Source organism: Arthrobacter sp. CG_A4 (genome assembly GCF_035985125.1).
Lineage (GTDB): Bacteria > Actinomycetota > Actinomycetes > Actinomycetales > Micrococcaceae > Arthrobacter.
The window spans coordinates 36,366-51,811 of the sequence record NZ_JAXCID010000022.1; the positions used below are offsets into that span (position 1 = coordinate 36,366).

General features: G+C 63.3%; 16 protein-coding genes and 2 pseudogenes. 11 read left to right on the forward strand and 7 right to left on the reverse strand.

Annotated elements, in window-relative coordinates; translation table 11 throughout:
* Nucleotides 1-6: 6 nt before the first annotated feature.
* On the reverse strand, nucleotides 7-267 hold the full coding sequence (locus RCH07_RS10975) for a DUF6480 family protein (protein ID WP_326967504.1): 261 nt from the start codon (nucleotides 265-267) through the stop codon (nucleotides 7-9).
* 284 nt (nucleotides 268-551) lie between these two features.
* The gene (locus RCH07_RS10980; protein ID WP_326967505.1) at nucleotides 552-1,253 is read right to left on the reverse strand and encodes an HAD family hydrolase; all 702 of its coding nucleotides are present in this window, start codon (nucleotides 1,251-1,253) and stop codon (nucleotides 552-554) included.
* Nucleotides 1,254-1,614: 361 nt separating this feature from the next.
* Here RCH07_RS10980 and RCH07_RS10985 point away from each other — a divergent pair, with 361 nt between their 5' ends.
* From RCH07_RS10985 to RCH07_RS11005, 5 genes and pseudogenes are all read left to right on the forward strand, one after another.
* Nucleotides 1,615-1,782: a hypothetical protein gene (locus tag RCH07_RS10985; protein ID WP_326967506.1), complete on the forward strand. Its 168-nt coding sequence runs from the start codon at nucleotides 1,615-1,617 to the stop codon at nucleotides 1,780-1,782.
* Between the two features lie 67 nt (nucleotides 1,783-1,849).
* On the forward strand, nucleotides 1,850-2,095 hold the full coding sequence (locus tag RCH07_RS10990; RefSeq protein WP_326967507.1) for an alpha/beta fold hydrolase: 246 nt from the start codon (nucleotides 1,850-1,852) through the stop codon (nucleotides 2,093-2,095).
* A gap of 235 nt (nucleotides 2,096-2,330) precedes the next feature.
* Nucleotides 2,331-2,615 carry a DUF427 domain-containing protein gene (locus RCH07_RS10995; RefSeq protein WP_326967508.1) on the forward strand — a complete coding sequence of 95 codons (285 nt, stop codon included), beginning with the start codon at nucleotides 2,331-2,333 and terminating at the stop codon, nucleotides 2,613-2,615.
* A gap of 244 nt (nucleotides 2,616-2,859) precedes the next feature.
* Nucleotides 2,860-2,922: pseudogene (locus RCH07_RS11000) on the forward strand (hypothetical protein); the annotation flags it as partial.
* Between the two features lie 403 nt (nucleotides 2,923-3,325).
* Nucleotides 3,326-3,994 carry a Mu transposase domain-containing protein gene (locus RCH07_RS11005; protein ID WP_326967534.1) on the forward strand — a complete coding sequence of 223 codons (669 nt, stop codon included), beginning with the start codon at nucleotides 3,326-3,328 and terminating at the stop codon, nucleotides 3,992-3,994.
* Here RCH07_RS11005 and RCH07_RS11010 read toward each other — a convergent pair.
* The 5 genes and pseudogenes from RCH07_RS11010 to RCH07_RS11035 form a co-directional block, all read right to left on the reverse strand.
* The gene (locus RCH07_RS11010; RefSeq protein WP_326967529.1) at nucleotides 3,942-4,274 is read right to left on the reverse strand and encodes a helix-turn-helix domain-containing protein; all 333 of its coding nucleotides are present in this window, start codon (nucleotides 4,272-4,274) and stop codon (nucleotides 3,942-3,944) included. The genes RCH07_RS11005 and RCH07_RS11010 overlap by 53 nt on opposite strands.
* 5 nt (nucleotides 4,275-4,279) lie before the next feature.
* Nucleotides 4,280-5,378 (reverse strand): annotated as a pseudogene (locus tag RCH07_RS19305) (tyrosine-type recombinase/integrase).
* A gap of 1,008 nt (nucleotides 5,379-6,386) precedes the next feature.
* Nucleotides 6,387-7,199 carry an ExeA family protein gene (locus RCH07_RS11025; RefSeq protein ID WP_326967509.1) on the reverse strand — a complete coding sequence of 271 codons (813 nt, stop codon included), beginning with the start codon at nucleotides 7,197-7,199 and terminating at the stop codon, nucleotides 6,387-6,389.
* Nucleotides 7,196-7,633: a Mu transposase C-terminal domain-containing protein gene (locus tag RCH07_RS11030; protein WP_326967531.1), complete on the reverse strand. Its 438-nt coding sequence runs from the start codon at nucleotides 7,631-7,633 to the stop codon at nucleotides 7,196-7,198. Before RCH07_RS11030 ends, RCH07_RS11025 begins: the two co-directional genes overlap by 4 nt.
* Nucleotides 7,634-7,637: 4 nt before the next feature.
* Nucleotides 7,638-8,036, reverse strand: a complete 399-nt coding sequence (locus RCH07_RS11035) for a WD40/YVTN/BNR-like repeat-containing protein (protein ID WP_326967510.1) — start codon at nucleotides 8,034-8,036, stop codon at nucleotides 7,638-7,640.
* Between the two features lie 89 nt (nucleotides 8,037-8,125).
* On the opposite strand from RCH07_RS11035, the gene RCH07_RS11040 reads away from it, so the two are divergent.
* From RCH07_RS11040 to egtB, 6 genes are read left to right on the forward strand one after another with little or no spacing between them, the layout of a single operon-like run.
* The gene (locus RCH07_RS11040) at nucleotides 8,126-9,937 is read left to right on the forward strand and encodes a glycoside hydrolase family 15 protein (RefSeq protein WP_326967511.1); all 1,812 of its coding nucleotides are present in this window, start codon (nucleotides 8,126-8,128) and stop codon (nucleotides 9,935-9,937) included.
* A gap of 37 nt (nucleotides 9,938-9,974) precedes the next feature.
* Nucleotides 9,975-10,751 carry an SDR family NAD(P)-dependent oxidoreductase gene (locus RCH07_RS11045; protein WP_326967512.1) on the forward strand — a complete coding sequence of 259 codons (777 nt, stop codon included), beginning with the start codon at nucleotides 9,975-9,977 and terminating at the stop codon, nucleotides 10,749-10,751.
* A 49-nt stretch (nucleotides 10,752-10,800) separates the two neighbouring features.
* The gene (locus RCH07_RS11050) at nucleotides 10,801-11,793 is read left to right on the forward strand and encodes a cysteine hydrolase family protein (protein ID WP_326967513.1); all 993 of its coding nucleotides are present in this window, start codon (nucleotides 10,801-10,803) and stop codon (nucleotides 11,791-11,793) included.
* Between the two features lie 59 nt (nucleotides 11,794-11,852).
* Nucleotides 11,853-12,800 carry an L-histidine N(alpha)-methyltransferase gene (gene egtD / locus RCH07_RS11055; protein ID WP_326967532.1) on the forward strand — a complete coding sequence of 316 codons (948 nt, stop codon included), beginning with the start codon at nucleotides 11,853-11,855 and terminating at the stop codon, nucleotides 12,798-12,800.
* A 55-nt stretch (nucleotides 12,801-12,855) separates the two neighbouring features.
* Nucleotides 12,856-14,112: a glutamate-cysteine ligase family protein gene (locus RCH07_RS11060; RefSeq protein WP_326967514.1), complete on the forward strand. Its 1,257-nt coding sequence runs from the start codon at nucleotides 12,856-12,858 to the stop codon at nucleotides 14,110-14,112.
* On the forward strand, nucleotides 14,099-15,445 hold the full coding sequence (gene egtB, locus RCH07_RS11065) for an ergothioneine biosynthesis protein EgtB (protein WP_326967515.1): 1,347 nt from the start codon (nucleotides 14,099-14,101) through the stop codon (nucleotides 15,443-15,445). The genes RCH07_RS11060 and egtB overlap by 14 nt, the downstream gene beginning before the upstream one ends.
* Nucleotide 15,446: the final 1 nt, after the last annotated feature.

Genomic DNA, 15,446 nt, shown 5'->3' on the forward strand with positions numbered 1-15,446 from the left:
CGGCACCTATTCGTTGTGCCCCTGATCCCCGCTCATCTGGTCTTCCGCCGGAGGGGTCTCGCCGGGCGGCACGCCACCACCCGGCTCCAGGCCAGTGATGTTTCCCTCCAATGGATCGGGATTTGCGGAGCTCGCCGAGTCCTTAGCGGCACGGTTGCCCTCTTGAGTTCCGTGGTGTTCCGCGGTTCGGGATACCTCGCCGCGGGAGTTAAGGCTCTTCGGCTGATCAGGGTTCGCCGGATCATCTTCCGGATGGTACGTATTCATATCACTGTCCTTTGCTGGTTGTGTCGTCGTTCAGGCTGCCCCGGATCCGGCGTTCCAACTGCCAGATCCGTCAAGGATCGGTACCCTGTGGCTTTGCGGTTGCCGCGTTTCCTGGACCGCACCTGTCCAACATAGCAATTGCTAAGCAGGCTTACAATTGTTGCTGGATGTTCGGCGGTCGAGAACCGTGGGGCGGCCGGCGGAAGGCGGGCCTGGACGGCTCATCATATGCGGGTGGCCTGCGGCTCCCTCACGGAGCCCTGCCTTGAGCCGGATGGAACATATCATCGTTTCTCCGAGAGCAGTTTCCCGATGGCGCTCCCGGAGAGGTTCTTCAGCAGATCTCTGGGGTCTTCGTATACTTCGATGGCGCCGGCGTCCCGGAGCTCCGCTGCGCTGGTGCCGCCGCATGTGAGGGCGATGGTGCCGATGTCCAGCTTCGCGGCTGCGTAGACATCCCAGACTGCGTCCCCTACGAAGACGACGTCGGAAGGCTTCAAGTCCAAGGCATCCATGGCGGCGAGAAGTATGTCAGGGTCCGGTTTGCTTTCCTTGGCGTCGCTGGAGCTGGCGGCTGCGTCGATGATCGCATCCGCGCCCAGGACGCTGCGAAGAACCTCCAGATCCTTCTTCTGCGCTGAGGAAGCCAGCGCCACGGCCAGTCCGAGGTCTGCGCATGCGGTTAGAAGCTCGCTGGCGGCTTCGAAGGGACGTAATCCGGGCCAGTGTGCGGAGAACAGGGCACCGTGCGCGGCCTTCATCGCCTCATCGCCGGCTCTGTCTCGGTCATCGGGGAGCAGATGCGAAATCAGCCGGTCGCCTCCCATGCCCACGGACCGGTGGATGGAAGCCATCGGCACGTCGTAGCCGGCCTGCCGGAACGCCTGCCACCAGCAAAGGGTGTGAATGTAGCTGGAATCAATCAGCGTCCCGTCCACGTCAAACAGCACCCCGCAGCTCCTGCCGGTATTCTTCGATCCAGCCATTCACCATCGCCTCCCGTCCGGCACCGCAGCCATCTCTGACGGTATCGCCCGGGAATCGCGAAATCCATACAATCGAGCCAAATCAGGGGCGCTGATTCTGCGTCTTGAACATTCACGACCACCACCGGAATTGTTGGATTGCCTATCCGGGACTCGTCAACCGGCAAAAGACCCTAGGGAAGAGTGCGCGAAGCAGTCAGTATTGTGACAGTCGTGATGGTGTCTGCATTGCAGCGCTGCTGCCGTGAGCGAGCGACCTGGCATCACCCGTCCGCCAGTTTCCGGGGCCGTGCCGGCGACGCAGCCCGGACAGTTCGGAGGGACCCTCGACTGGGCGGGCCACGGGCACTAGCTTGGCCCTATGACTGAGATTCCAGACAAGGACGAGACTGTGCCTGTGGACAAGGAAGCCAAAGAGTCCTTCTCGGGTGAGCCTGGCACTAAGATTGACCCCGATTTTGTTCCACCGGACACCGAAACACCGAAAGAGAAACGAGCCCGGGAGAATCCCGAACAGACGGGCAGCTGAGTGGATGCACTTACTGCGTCGGCACCGGTTCAGGGACCCGTGCGGAAGCTCGCGCGCGGGGCTGTCAATGGCCAATAGTTTGTGCCCACGGGCGGCCAGCAGAAATGCCCTGGTCACACTGCTGCAGGAGGCTCAAATACCGACCCGTCTGGTCTGGGGCAGCGACGACGACTTCCAAAAAGTCAGTTTCGCGCACCGCGACATCAGGGAGATCCCGGGATCCGACCTCGTTGACGTTAACGGAAAGCACATCCCCACCGAGGATTCACCGGTGACCGTCGCCCAGGCCGTCCTGGACCACCTCGGCACATGACCCGCAAGCGGCTGCGCCTGCAGAACCTGCCAGCCGGGACAGATCCCAAGACCAGACCGCTCAGCGGCGACCTGTGCCGCTTCCGGCGTCGGGCTGGTCCACAGCTGTCCGCCGCCGCGTGAAGCCACCGGCGCTGTGGAACAAGACCTACGGCTGCGACGCTATTCCACAGCCCAGGCGGTTGCACGCCCTCTGCTGTTCTACCTGGATAACCTAACTTTCTAAGGACAACCACATGGTCAAAGCAATCTGGAATGACACGGTCATCGCCGAATCGGACAACACGATCGTGGTGGAAGGCAACCACTACTTCCCGAGGGAAAGCGTGGAGAGCCAATACTTCATGGACAGCAAGATGTACTCGGTCTGCCCGTGGAAAGGTGAGGCAAGCTACCACAGGCTGGAAGTCAACGGCCGGCAGAACGTCGACGCGGCCTGGTTCTACGCAGAGCCCAAGCAGCGGGCACTCGCCATCAAAGATCACATTGCCTTCTGGCGCGGAGTCACCATCGTCGAGTAAGCACCAGAGGCACGCCGCGTGGCCCTGCGGGCACTATGACCTGGCGTTCCCTCGGATACAGCCCATCCGGCGACAGGGGCACATCAGCCTGCCGCCTTGGGCGAGCAACAAGGTCTTTCACATGATGCCGGGTGGGCCATTCGGGATACGCCTGGCTCGCCCGTTTGCAGTGCAGGTGTTGATGCCGTCTGAAAACAGGACCACTTCTGCCGTTTGAAAACAGGACCACCAACCACAATGGAAGGTGATCAAATTGGATGATTGGGCAGAGCTTCGCCGCTTGTTTTCAACCGGCGCACACTCGAAGCGGGAGATCGCACGGCTTGTCGGAGTGTCGCGGGGAACGGTCGAGCGGGCACTGGAAGTAGACCGGTTGCCGAAGTACCAGCGTCCGCCGGTGTCGTCGCGCTTCGACACGTTCGCCCCGCAGGTGCGGGCGTTATTGGCCGCCTCGCCGCGGATGCCGGCGACGGCATTGGCCGAACGGGTTGGCTGGAGCGGTGCGTCGTCAGTGTTCAGGGAGAAGGTGGCCCTGCTGCGGCCCGAGTATCTGCCGCCCTATCCCGCTGACAAGCTCGTCCACGAGCCCGGGTTCCAGGTCCAGCGACCTCTGGTTCCCGCACGAGGCGCTGCCGCTTGGCCATGGTCAGGACGGCATCCCGCCGGTGCTGGTCACGACGCCCTCGTTCTCCGGTTTCATTCGGGCCCGCATGTTGCCCTCGAAGTCGACCCCGGACCTGCTCGGCGGCATGTGGTCGCTGCTGCAGGATGCGCAGGCAGTCCCCGCGCGGCTGCTGTGGGACAACGAGACAGGCATCGGCCGTGGCAGACTCACCGACCCCGCCGCTTCCTTCGCCGGTGTCCTGGGCACCGAGATCAAGCTGCTGAAGGCGCGGGATCCGGAATCGAAGGGCATGGTGGAACGGATGAACCGCTTCTTCAGGCAACGGTTCATGCAGGGCCGCCGCTTCGCTTCCCCGCACGACTTCAACGCCCAGCTCGACGCGTGGCTGCCGATCGCCAACGCCCGCCACTCCCGGTCCCGGCGGGCCAAACCCAGCGAGCTGATCGACCAGGACCGGGCCCGGATGCGGGCCCCGATCGCCCCGGAGACGGTGTTCCGGACCACGGTGCGGCTGCCGCGTGACTACTACGTGCGCGTGTTCACCAACGACTACTCCGTGGAACCCTCGATGATAGGCCGGCTGGTCGATGTCACCGCTGATCTGGAGACCGTCACCGTGTCCCATGCCGGTCTGGTCATCGCCGCCCATGAGCGGATCTGGGCCAGAGCGCTGGCCTCGTCTGATGGGGCGCGGGGTGATCTTAGCCGTCATCGCGGATCACGCGGGCGCGTTTGGGCCGGATGGTCTTGTTAAGTTCCACGACGTTGGCGTCGGAGGCGACCCTGCGGACTTTCGCGTCTGCCGCCGTGACGGTGACCAGATCCTCGGGTCCGCAGGCGAAGATGTCGCAGAGGGCGGCGATCATCATCAGGGAGACGCGTTCCGGGCGTTGGGTGACGAGCCGGTAGACCTGGGAGGCCGAGAGTTCGATGCCGCGTTCCTTCAGCAAAGGGCTCAGGTCGGTGCTGTTGTGCATTCCGCGGGCTGCCATGAGTTCCGCAAGCCGCCACCGGTAGTCGATCTCTCGTTTCATGAGGATCAGTCTTCCATTCCGGCAAGAGCGTCCCGGACGGTGGAGTCCAGGGCGCGCCGCAGTGTCTCGACCCGGTAATCGCTGGAGACGGAGGTGTAGAGGGCTGTGGTCGAGGCGTGCTCGTGCCCGGCCTGGTGCTGGACGAACAAAGGGTCCATGCCGGCCTCGATCAGGTGGGTGATGTAGGAGCGGCGCAGAGAATGGATGTCCAGACCGGGGGAGAGGCCCAAATCCTCGCAAGTACCGGTTGAAGCGCCGGTTCAAGGCAGTCTCGGAAACCAGGGTGCCGCGCTCGGACGGAAACAGATCCAGCCCGTCGGTCATGTGCGGGTGGCCGCGTTCAAGCCAGTCGGCGACGATCTCGGCCGACCAGTCAAACACTGTCAGGACACTGCGGCGTTTCGGGGGAGAACCCTTCATTGCCTTCCCATACCGGACCTGCAGCACCCCGTACTTGCCGAACTCGCGGGCATGCGGGTTCCTGGCGAAATCCACGGTCTGCAGGTGCCGGACCTCGTTACGGCGCAGCCCCCAGCAGTAGGCGACTTTGAAGAGGACCGCGTCGCGATAGGCCGGCAACCAGCCCTTGCGTTGCAGGGTTGCTATTCGGTCGACTTCATCATCGGCCCGGTCAAAGAAAGCCTGAAGCTCCTGCCGGGTGAAGGGGCGGCGGCCGGGAGACGATTCCGTCGCCTGGGCATGGACGGCCGTGTTCCAGTCGAAACAGACCTGGACAGGATGTGTTCCGAAATACTGTTCGCAGACCCGATCCCAACCGTAGTCCGGGGAAGCCACATAGGCGCAGAACGCCCTGAGCGCTGCCTGGTAGCTCCGGATTGTGGATTGGGCGGTCTGCTTCTCGCTGCGAAGGTCACCGAAGAACTCATCCACGTGGGCCGGGGTCCATTGCCACGGATACTCGTTCGTCGATTCCTGGAAGCGCGTGACTAGCCGTTCCCGGGACTCGATCGTGCCAATCGCCAGATTCCGGCTCAGCTGCTGATTGCGCCAGCCGGTGAGCATCTGGGCGAACACGTGGTCCTCCGGGTGAAGGAAACGCACGGCGCCGAAGCTGAGCACCCGTCCCGCTGAATCGACCGCCATGAGCCCTCCCTGACATTGCATTGGATGAATGAATCATGCAATTAATGCAGAATCCATGCAAACCTGCAGGTCAGAGGCCCGTGTCAGGCAACGCGTTTCGGTCGCGCCGGACTCGAGTTGGCACTCCAGGCGCGACCGGAGTCGGCAGTGGAACGCAGTATGACCACAGGTCAGAGGGCATTTCTAGCGTCCAAACGATCAGCGCCGGGAAGAGAAAAACGAAGGAGGGGCGATATTGCATCAGATGCAATAATCACTGTTCTACTTGACATAATCACAACTATCGGCAACGTTCGACAGTCTTGCAGAGGCTGCTAATCGAGGGTCCAGATGAAGCAAAGTGCGGGGCCGATCAGCAGGCCGCCCAACGATGGATTGGTCTGAATGAGGCACGCTAAATCACCCTCTGAAGACTGATCACGGAGTGCCGATAATGGACCTTATGTAAGGTCAATATGTCCGGACAAAATACGGGCGTCCCACCAGCATAATACTACCCAGGCAATTGTCCGGTCTCACGTAAGGTGAGGCATTCTCAAGTTGTTTGAGGCATTTGCCAGCGTGTCTCATCCAAGTTGGGGCATTCCCGGTTTTTGTCTCACTACAGTTGGGGCATGGGACGCGCAATGGCGGCGTTCGATGTTCGCACCGAACGCGGGACTGCTCCGGGAACTTTGTATTTCAGGGAGCAGGATTCTTCTGCACAGACGACGGCCCGCCTTTCGGATTGCTGGACGGTTCCATTCGAGAACGCCTTGCCGGTTCGGGACGTTGCAGCGTTCAAGGGCCAACGCAATTTCTCTGGTTTATGGTGGTGCGCAACAAACCAAAGCCACGTAGGGTTCGAATCCTGGTGCGATGTTATCCGTCGCGTTATTTGACGGTGTGGCCGTCATGTCCGGTGACGATGGGCCGGGTATGGAAATGCCCCGCCGGTGGTGTCCGGCGGGGCATTGGTCGTTAGGGTGACGTGGCGGTCGTTATCGGTGACGTCGGCGCTGGTCGGGGTTACTCACTGTTTTCGGTGATCGCGGATAGGGCTGCGCCGAGGTCCACGATCGACTTGTCGGCGGCGTAGGTCGCGATCAGGGAGGCCACGGCGAGGTTGTTCACTGCCCGCGGGTATCCCCTCGATGCCTGGTGGATCGCGGTGATCGCGTCGTCGGAGAACAGCGGGTCGGAGCGGCCGGCGTATTTGAGGTGCTGACGGATGTAGTCGGTGGTGTCTGCCGGTCCCATTCCGGTGATCGTGTAGCGGGTGGAGATCCTTTGGTCCAGGGCTGCCAGGACGGCGAGTTTGAGCCGGCGGCGCAGGGTGGGCTGGCCGATGAGCAGCAGCGCGAAGTGCGAACCGGTATCCATCTCCGTGTTCGTGAGCATCCGCAGGGCTTCCAGGTCGGTGTTGCTGAGCAGATGTGCTTCGTCGATGACCACCACGGGCAGGCGGGAGCGTTCGTCGAGTTCCCCGGCGAGCAGCGACGCGGTCTGGGATGCCAGGACCCCGGAGTAGAACATGGGTTGGCCGCCGAGTGCGGTGACGATCGCGGTGTGGATCCCGCGCATGGTGATTGTCGGGTCCGCGATGTAGATGATCTGGTGCCTGGAGGGCTCGAGCTGGTGCAGCGCGGCCCGGACGGCGACGGTTTTCCCGGCGCCGACTTCCCCGGTGATGACTCCGAGCTGGCGTTGGGAGACGCACCAGTCGATCCGGGCGATCGCCTCGCGGTGGGAGGGGTGGGCGTGCAGGGCCTGGGACGGAACGTCCCGGCCGAAGGGCATCTTCGTGAAACCGTAATGCGCCTGCAGGGTTGCAATACTCATCGGCTCAATTCCTTCTCTGTTCCGGCGGTCGCGGCGGTCGCGGTGGTCCCGGCGGTGCCGGTATTGGTGGTGTTGGCGGCGATTTTGTCGAAGCTGATCGGCGCCCCGGCCATGGTGTCTTTATGCCGGTCCGCCAGCAGGCGCAGGTTGTCGATGCCGGAGGAGGCGTTGACGGCGCCGGTATCGGCGTCGGCGGCGGCTTTGGCCGCTTTGTGGTGGACGTGGCGTCGGATCTGCAGCAGGACCGCTTCCCCGGCCGGGACTCCGCCGGCGGCTGTGACGGTGATGGGCCCGGTCAGGTCGAACGGGTCATAGATCAGCTCGACGCGTTTGCCGGCCAGCAGCGGGTCGACTTGGTAGGTGTTGGATTGCAGGGACACGGTCGCGGATTTCGTCACGGTCCGGTGCGCTGACCAGCGGAACGCTTCGGCGATGACGTCAGGGTCCCGGCGGTTGGACCTGTGTCTCTACTTCGGACCATTCCTTACCATCGGTTGTTTTCCGCAGTGTTCCGTCGAATCCGATGACGCCGTCTTCGGACACTGTCAGGGTGTGAAAGTCCGACTCGCCCTGGCGGGAGAGTTCCTGCCAGGTTTTCCCGCCATCGGATGACTCGATCAGCCCCATTGGATTGGGAAGATCCGCTCCTGGCCCCGGGTGCCCTGACGCGTAGTAAAGGTCTTTCCCGGTACCGGCGAACCCCATCAGATCGATGGTCGGGCCGAGCTTTTCGATGAGGTCGGCAGCAACGTCGAACAGCCCGTTGTGGGTGGCCAGCAGGAGTTGTTCGGTGTCCTCATCGAAAGCAAGGCCATGCACATGGCCGAACGGGTTCATCCTTCTGTCCCAGCGGGGTCTGCGGACCTCTTGACCTTCCCCCCCGGGGAAGGTTTAGGTTGAACGGCAGATGACGAGGGAGCTTTACTGTGCAGGCACCGAGTGCTAAGACGGTCGAGATCTCCGACTACGGGCTGCTCGGGGACTGCCAGGGATCTGCCTTGGTCTCGCGGGACGGCTCGATCGACTGGTGGTGCCCTCCACGGTTCGACGCCCCCAGCATCTTCAGCCGCCTGCTGGACCACGACACCGGTCACTGGACAATCCGGCCAACCGGAGACTATACGGTCACTCGCCGCTATCTCCCTGGCACTATGGTGCTCGAGACGGAGTTCCAGTGCGACAGCGGGGACCTGCTGCTGACCGATGCCCTGGCGCTTGGCCCCGGGGAACGGGGTCACGAAGTGGGGCACAATTCCGCGCATATGCTGCTGCGCCAGGTGGGGGTCACCCGCGGCCGTGTGGAAGTGACGGTCGAGGTTGCACCGAGACCGGAATACGGGCTTATCACACCCAATTTCGTGCAGACCACCACGGGGTGGTCGATCAGCGGCGGAGCGAACCGCCTGACGCTGACCGCTGGAGTCAGCCTCGTTGTCGAGGACGGGTCTCTTGGCGGAACCTTCACTCTGGAGGCAGGAGAAGCTACCGTTTTCGCCCTTCACCACCGCGACGCCGTCGTCCCACCGCCGCCGGCAACCGACGGCGCTTCCGAGCTGGAGAACACAATCGCCGCGTGGCGGTCCTGGAGTGAGATTCACCAGGGCTACCGCGGCGCCTACCGGGAGCAGGTGCACCGCAGCGCCCTGGTGCTCCAGACACTCACCTACAGCCCTACCGGAGCAGTTGTAGCCGCGCCGACTACTTCACTGCCGGAGGAGCCGGGCGGCAGCGCCAACTGGGATTACCGCTTTGGCTGGCTTCGTGACGGCAGCCTGACCCTCAAGGCGCTCTGGGTAGCGGCCTGCCCGGACGAGGCGCACCGGTTCTTCGACTGGATCACCATGTCAGCCGGAGCACTCGGTGAGGGACACCTGCAGATCATGTTCGGCGTCGGCGGAGAGCACAACCTCACGGAACACGAGCTGGGGCATCTGGCGGGTTACGCCGAATCGCGGCCGGTCCGCGTGGGCAATGACGCCTGGGACCAGAAGCAGCTTGACGTCCTCGGCGAAGTGTTCGAGTGCGCGTGGGTTCTGCGGGAACAACTCGGCGAACTCCCCGCCGAGACCCGGGACTTCCTGGTTGCAGTCGGCGACAAGGCCGCAGAAACATGGCAAGAGCGTGACTCCGGCATCTGGGAAGGGCGGGAAGGAACACGGGACTACGTGACGTCCAAGCTGATGTGCTGGGTGGCGCTGGACCGCGCGCTGAAGCTCGCCGACCGTCTCGGCGCTGCCCAGAAGGTCCCGGTATGGGAGCGCGAACGGGACAGGGTCCGTGACGCAATCCTCGAAAAGGGCTGGGACAGCAGCGTCAAGGCGTTCACCGGTGCCTTCGGCTCGGAGCATCTCGACGCCGGTGTGCTTTTGATGCCGATCATGGGATTTCTACCGGCCGACGACGACCGCATACTGGCCACGCTGGACGCAATCGAGCGTGAACTCACCACCGGAAACCTGATCCAGCGTTGGACGGGCTCCGGGGATGAGGGTGCGTTCATCATCTGTTCCTACTGGCTGGACACAGCCCGGGCCATGGCAGGCGAACCTGAACGGGCGCGGGAAATTTTCGAGGCAGTTACCGGGTACGCCAATGATCTCGGGCTCCTCTCGGAAGAGATCAACATCAGAGACGGCAGCCTGATCGGCAACTTCCCCCAAGGGCTTTCACACATCGGCCTGATCAACGCGGCGTGGGCAATTACCCAAGCCGAGGACGCCCAGGCCGGACAGGCCTGAAACCACTGAACAACTGAAAGTACGGAGAGGAACACTCATGGGAAAGCTACAGGACAAGATCGCCTTCATCACCGGATCGGATTCAGGAATAGGCCAGGCCACGGCAGTCGAATTTGCGCGGGAGGGTGCCGACGTCATCGTCCATTACTTCCACGACCGCGACGGCGCAGAGTCCACACAGCAGCAGGTTGAGTCCCACGGCCGCCGGGCAATCATCGTCCAAGGCGACCACGGTGACGAAGAGCAGGTCAAAAAGATGTTCGCGGCGGCCTTCGACGCCTTCGGACGGGTGGACATCATGATGAACAACGCAAGCGCTGACGCCTCCGGAACCTACGTCGCCGATCTGGAGATCGCCGACTTTGAGCGCACGCTGCGCAGCAACCTCATCGGCCAGCTCATCTGCTGCAAACACTTCATCAACCATCGGAAGCAGCAGGGCGGCGGCGGGAAGATCATCAACACCACCTCGGTGCACGAGGAACAGCCCCGGGCCGGTGCAGCCGACTATGACTGTTCCAAGGGCGCACTGCGGAACCTCACCCGAACCCTTGTCCTCGAAGTTTCCGAGCTCGGCATGACGGTGAACAACATCGCCCCGGGAATGGTACTCACCCCGTTCAACCAGAAGGCAATCGATGACCCGGAGTACCTGAAGGAGCAGGTCAAGACCATTCCCCTCAAGCGTGCCGCGGAACCGTCAGAAATCGGCAGGCTCGCTGTTTTCCTTGCCTCGCCCGATGGCGACTACGTGACAGGAGCCACCTACGTCATGGACGGCGGACTGATGCAGATGGCCGGTCAGGGCGCGTAAACAAAGCCTCGATCGTCGCAAACAGATAAACGATATCTAGGAGGAAACCATGAGTGAAACCAAGGCAGATACAACCGGCGGGCACACCGCCGGATTCGACCCGCAGCGCACCGCCCTGCTGGTGATCGACCCGGTCAACGATTTCCTGTCCGAAGGCGGCGCAGCCTGGGAAATGACCAAATCCACGGTGAAGAAAAACAACGTGGTGAGTCAATTACAGCGACTGATCTCCGCCACACGCGCTGCCGGCGTGCCCGTGCTTTTCGGACCGATGGCCTACACGGAAGAGGACTACGCCGACGCCCGGTTCCAGCAGCGCAGCGGCATCAACCGGTTGATGTTTGAGAACAGGATGTTCCTTGCCGGCTCTTGGGGCGCAGACTTCCACCCCGATTTGCAGCCCGAAAGCACGGACATCATCCTGGAGCCCCACAAGGGCACGGACGTTTTCGAAACAGACCTTCGCGACCATCTGGAACGACTCGGCACCGAACAACTGGTGATCGCCGGCATGACAGCCAATCTGTGCTGTGAGTCCACCGGGCGCCATGCCACTGAGCACGGCTATGCGGTGACTTTCCTGTCGGACGCGATCGGTGCGGAAAGCCTGCCCGCCTATGAGGCATCGATCCATGTGAACTATCCGCTGATCGCCAACATGGTGATGGAAGTGGATGAATTCCTGGCCGGCCTTGCTGCACCTGCACAGCAGACGCCCTCGGCGGGCGACACTGTGGTTGGCTCGGACCGCGGCGAGATCGGCGACGTGGTCGAGGTTGTGGCCGCCGACGGCGGCGATCCGGGATACCTGCTGGTCAAACGCGGCATCGTGTTTGACCGCGATACGTATATCCCGCTGGATGCGGTGACGCACAGCATGGACAACCGCGTGTACATCAATGTGCCGAAGCTGGTTGTCGGAAAGCTGCCGTGGGGCGAACCGCCGAGCGCCGCCGCCGCACACGAGAAGTTCGGCGCGCCGAAGGCCGGGGTGGAAATGCTCTACGGTAGTTTCAACCCCACTGGTGCAGTTGGAAGGTAGCCATATTGTCAACGGGCGCTAAAGATACGATTCACGGTCCGGCGGAGATTGCCCATCACTTGCCGGCGCACTATCTGGAATCCGAGCTACGCAGGGATGTTCTCGCGGGTCTGACCGCAGAGCCGAAGTCGCTGCCGCCGAAATGGTTATACGACGATCGCGGGAGCAAGCTGTTCGAGCGAATCATGGAGCTTCCCGAGTACTACCCCACCCGTGCCGAACGCGAGATCCTTGAGCGGTATGCGACGGACATGGCCGCGGCATCTCCGGCGGAAACCCTGATCGAGCTCGGTTCAGGATCCTCCAGCAAGACGCCCCTCCTGATATCGGCCCTGCAGGAGGAAGGCCGCCTGCAGCGCTATGTGGCCGTTGACGTGAGCGACGGCGCGCTGCTGGGCGCGGGCGACCATCTCTCGGAAACGTTCCCGGATCTGGAGCTGAGTCCGGTAGCTGCGGACTTTGAGCGTCAGCTCCATGTCCTGCCGCGGAACGGGCACCGCATGGTCGCCTTTCTGGGAGGCACCATCGGAAACCTGGATCCAGAACAGCGCACAGGCTTTCTGGAGGATATCCACGACTTGCTGGGGCCCGGAGGCGGGTCCCTGTTGGTGGGAACGGATCTGATCAAGCCTGAAGAGATACTTGTGCCGGCCTACGATGACTCTGCGGGCGTGACGGCAGAATTCAATAAGAACGTACTGCGGGTTCTGAATCGTGAGCTGGGTGCCGATTTCGATGTGGATGAGTTCGACCATGTGGCCGTGTGGCTGCCGGAGAAGGGCCGGATCGAAATGCGCCTGCGTGCCAGAAAGTCCATGCTCGTAATGCTGCCCGGCGTTGACCTCCAGGTTCCCTTCGCTGCGGGCGAGGAATTGAGGACAGAGATTTCCACGAAATTCAGTCGGGACGGCATCGCCGTAGAGCTTGAAGCTGCGGGGTTCCGTGTCGCGGGGCAGTGGACCGACTCGCAGGACCGGTATGCGGTCACTGTGGCCGAGGCTGTGTAGGCAGTGCAAGCGGAACAGGCGTTGGAGCTGCTGTCGGAGGAAGAGGCGGAGATCTATGTTGCTTCCGTCTGCTTCAAGACGGGACCGCCCGGAAAAATCGGCATCGAAGTGGAACGCACGGTTCACCGTATCCACGACAGTGCAGTCCCGGGTTCCGGTGTCTCAGGTCCGTGACGCCGTCGGCAGCGTCGAGGGGACCCTTTTCGGAGGTGGACTCATCACCCTGGAACCGGGTGGCCAGCTGGAGATCAGTTCCGCGTGTGCAGCCGGCGTTCCCGAAGTGATCTCGTCCACGCGCGAGGACCTCGCTCAGGTCGACAGGCTGCTGGCAGAGGCAGGGCTTCGACTCGGTGACTTGGCCCTCGACCCGGTTCGGCGTCCGGTGCGCACGCTCGACCTTCCCCGCTACGCAGCGATGGAGCAGCGATTTGACCGTGCCGGTCCGGCGGGCCGGACCATGATGTGCTCCACCGCTTCCCTCCAGATCTCGCTCGACGCCGGCACCGACGGCGACGGCCCTGCTGGCGCAATCCAACGCTGGCACCACCTGTATTCGCTTGCGCCCCTGTTGACGGCGATGTTTGCCAATTCCCCGTTCATCAGAGGCAAACCCAGCGGCTGGCGTAGCACCCGCCAATCCGCCTGGCTCGCTATTGACCCGTCCCGCACGGCAGCGCCGGAGCCGCTGGGTGATGACCCCCGTCAGGACTGGGCACGGTACGCGCTCGACGCCCACGTCCTCTGCATTCGGCCCGAAAACGACGGCGGGAACTGGCTCGCGCCCCGGGCGCTGACCATGCGGGACTGGCTGCGCGGAGCAGGCCCGAGGCCCGTGAGCCTGCAGGATCTGGACTACCACCTGACCACGTTGTTCCCACCGGTCCGACCCCGCGGCTTCCTCGAGCTGCGGCTGATAGACGCCCAGGCAGGCGGGGACTGGGAAGTAGCAACCGTCGTCGTCGCCGCCCTGGTGGAGGATCCGCACGCTGCCGCACTGGCAGCCGAGGCGTGCCGCACTATTCCCACCGACGCAGGCTCGCTGCTCACCGCTGCCCGCGATTGTCTGGCCTGCCCGGAGCTTGCCCGGGCTGCGCTGATCTGCGCCGAGGTGGCCTGGGATGCCCTGCCGCGGATCGAGGCGGACACCGAAACGCGGGCGCGGGCCGCCGCCTTCATCGAAAAACACACTGCCCGCGGCCTCAGCCCCGCCGACGTATCCCTCGCCGAATGGCAACGCACGGGACGCATTCCGACGTTCACCACTGACAACGCCGCCGATTACCGTGAGGAGCGACTCCATGAGCATCGCTGAAACAGCAGCAGTTGAGCCCCAAGCCACTGAACACCTCCGGATGGAGTTGGCCCGGCGGCTTGAGAGGGCACGCGACCGGACGCTGGCTCTGACCGATTACGACGACGGCGAACTGGTGAGACAGCATTCGTCCTTGATGTCGCCACTGGTCTGGGACCTGGCCCATGTGGGCAGCCAGGAGGAGCTGTGGCTGGTGCGCGACGTCGGTGGGCGCCCGCCGCTGCGCTGCGAGATCGACGAGATGTATGACGCTTTCCAGCACCCCCGAAGCACACGCCCGGCCCTGCCGCTGCTCTCGCCCGCCGAATCGCGCCGATACATCGCCGAGGTCCGCGACAAGGCGCTGGACATTCTGGACCGTACGCCGCTGGAGGGCAAACCGCTGCTGGAGAGAGGGTTCGCCTTCGGCATGATCGTCCAGCATGAGCAGCAGCACGCGGAAACAATGCTCGCAACGCACCAGATCCGCGACGGCGAACGGATCCTGACGGAAACACCGCTGCCTGATACCCGTACGCGGCGGTCGCTTCCCGACGAAGTGCTGGTGCCGTCCGGACCATTCACCATGGGCACCTCGGTGGAACCGTGGGCGCTGGACAATGAGCGGCCAGCGCACACCGTGGCCCTGCCCGCTTATTTCATCGACACAACACCGGTGACCAGCGGGGCATACGAGCAATTCATCGCCGGCGGAGGCTATGACGATCCCTCGTGGTGGCACCCCGACGGATGGCAGCACCGAAACGAGGTCGGGCTGCGGACACCCAAATACTGGCACCGCGCCGACGGTCAGTGGATGCGGAAGCGGTTCGGCGCCGTCGAGCCCGTCCCCGCGGACGAACCCGTCCAGCACGTCTGCTGGTATGAAGCGGATGCCTACGCCCGGTGGGCGGGCCGTCGCCTGCCGACGGAAGCCGAGTGGGAGAAGGCCGCCCGCTTCGACCCGGCAAGCGGACGGTCCCGGCGGTTTCCATGGGGCGACGCGGAGCCCTCTGCGGAGGATGCCAACCTCGGTGGAACCGCACTGCGCGCAGCCCCCGCAGGCTCCTACCCCGATGGCGAGTCACCGCTGGGTGTTCGTCAGCTCATCGGCGATGTGTGGGAATGGGTTGCGAGCGATTTTCAGCCGTATCCCGGGTTCACCGTGTTCCCCTACGAGGAGTACAGCCAGGTGTTCTTCGGAAGCGACTACAAAGTGCTCCGCGGCGGCTCCTGGGCCACCGACCCTGCGGCCGCCCGGGCGACCTTCCGCAACTGGGACTATCCCATCCGCCGGCAGGTTTTCGCAGGCTTCCGCACCGCACGCGACGCCCACCCGGCAGAGACGGCCTAGG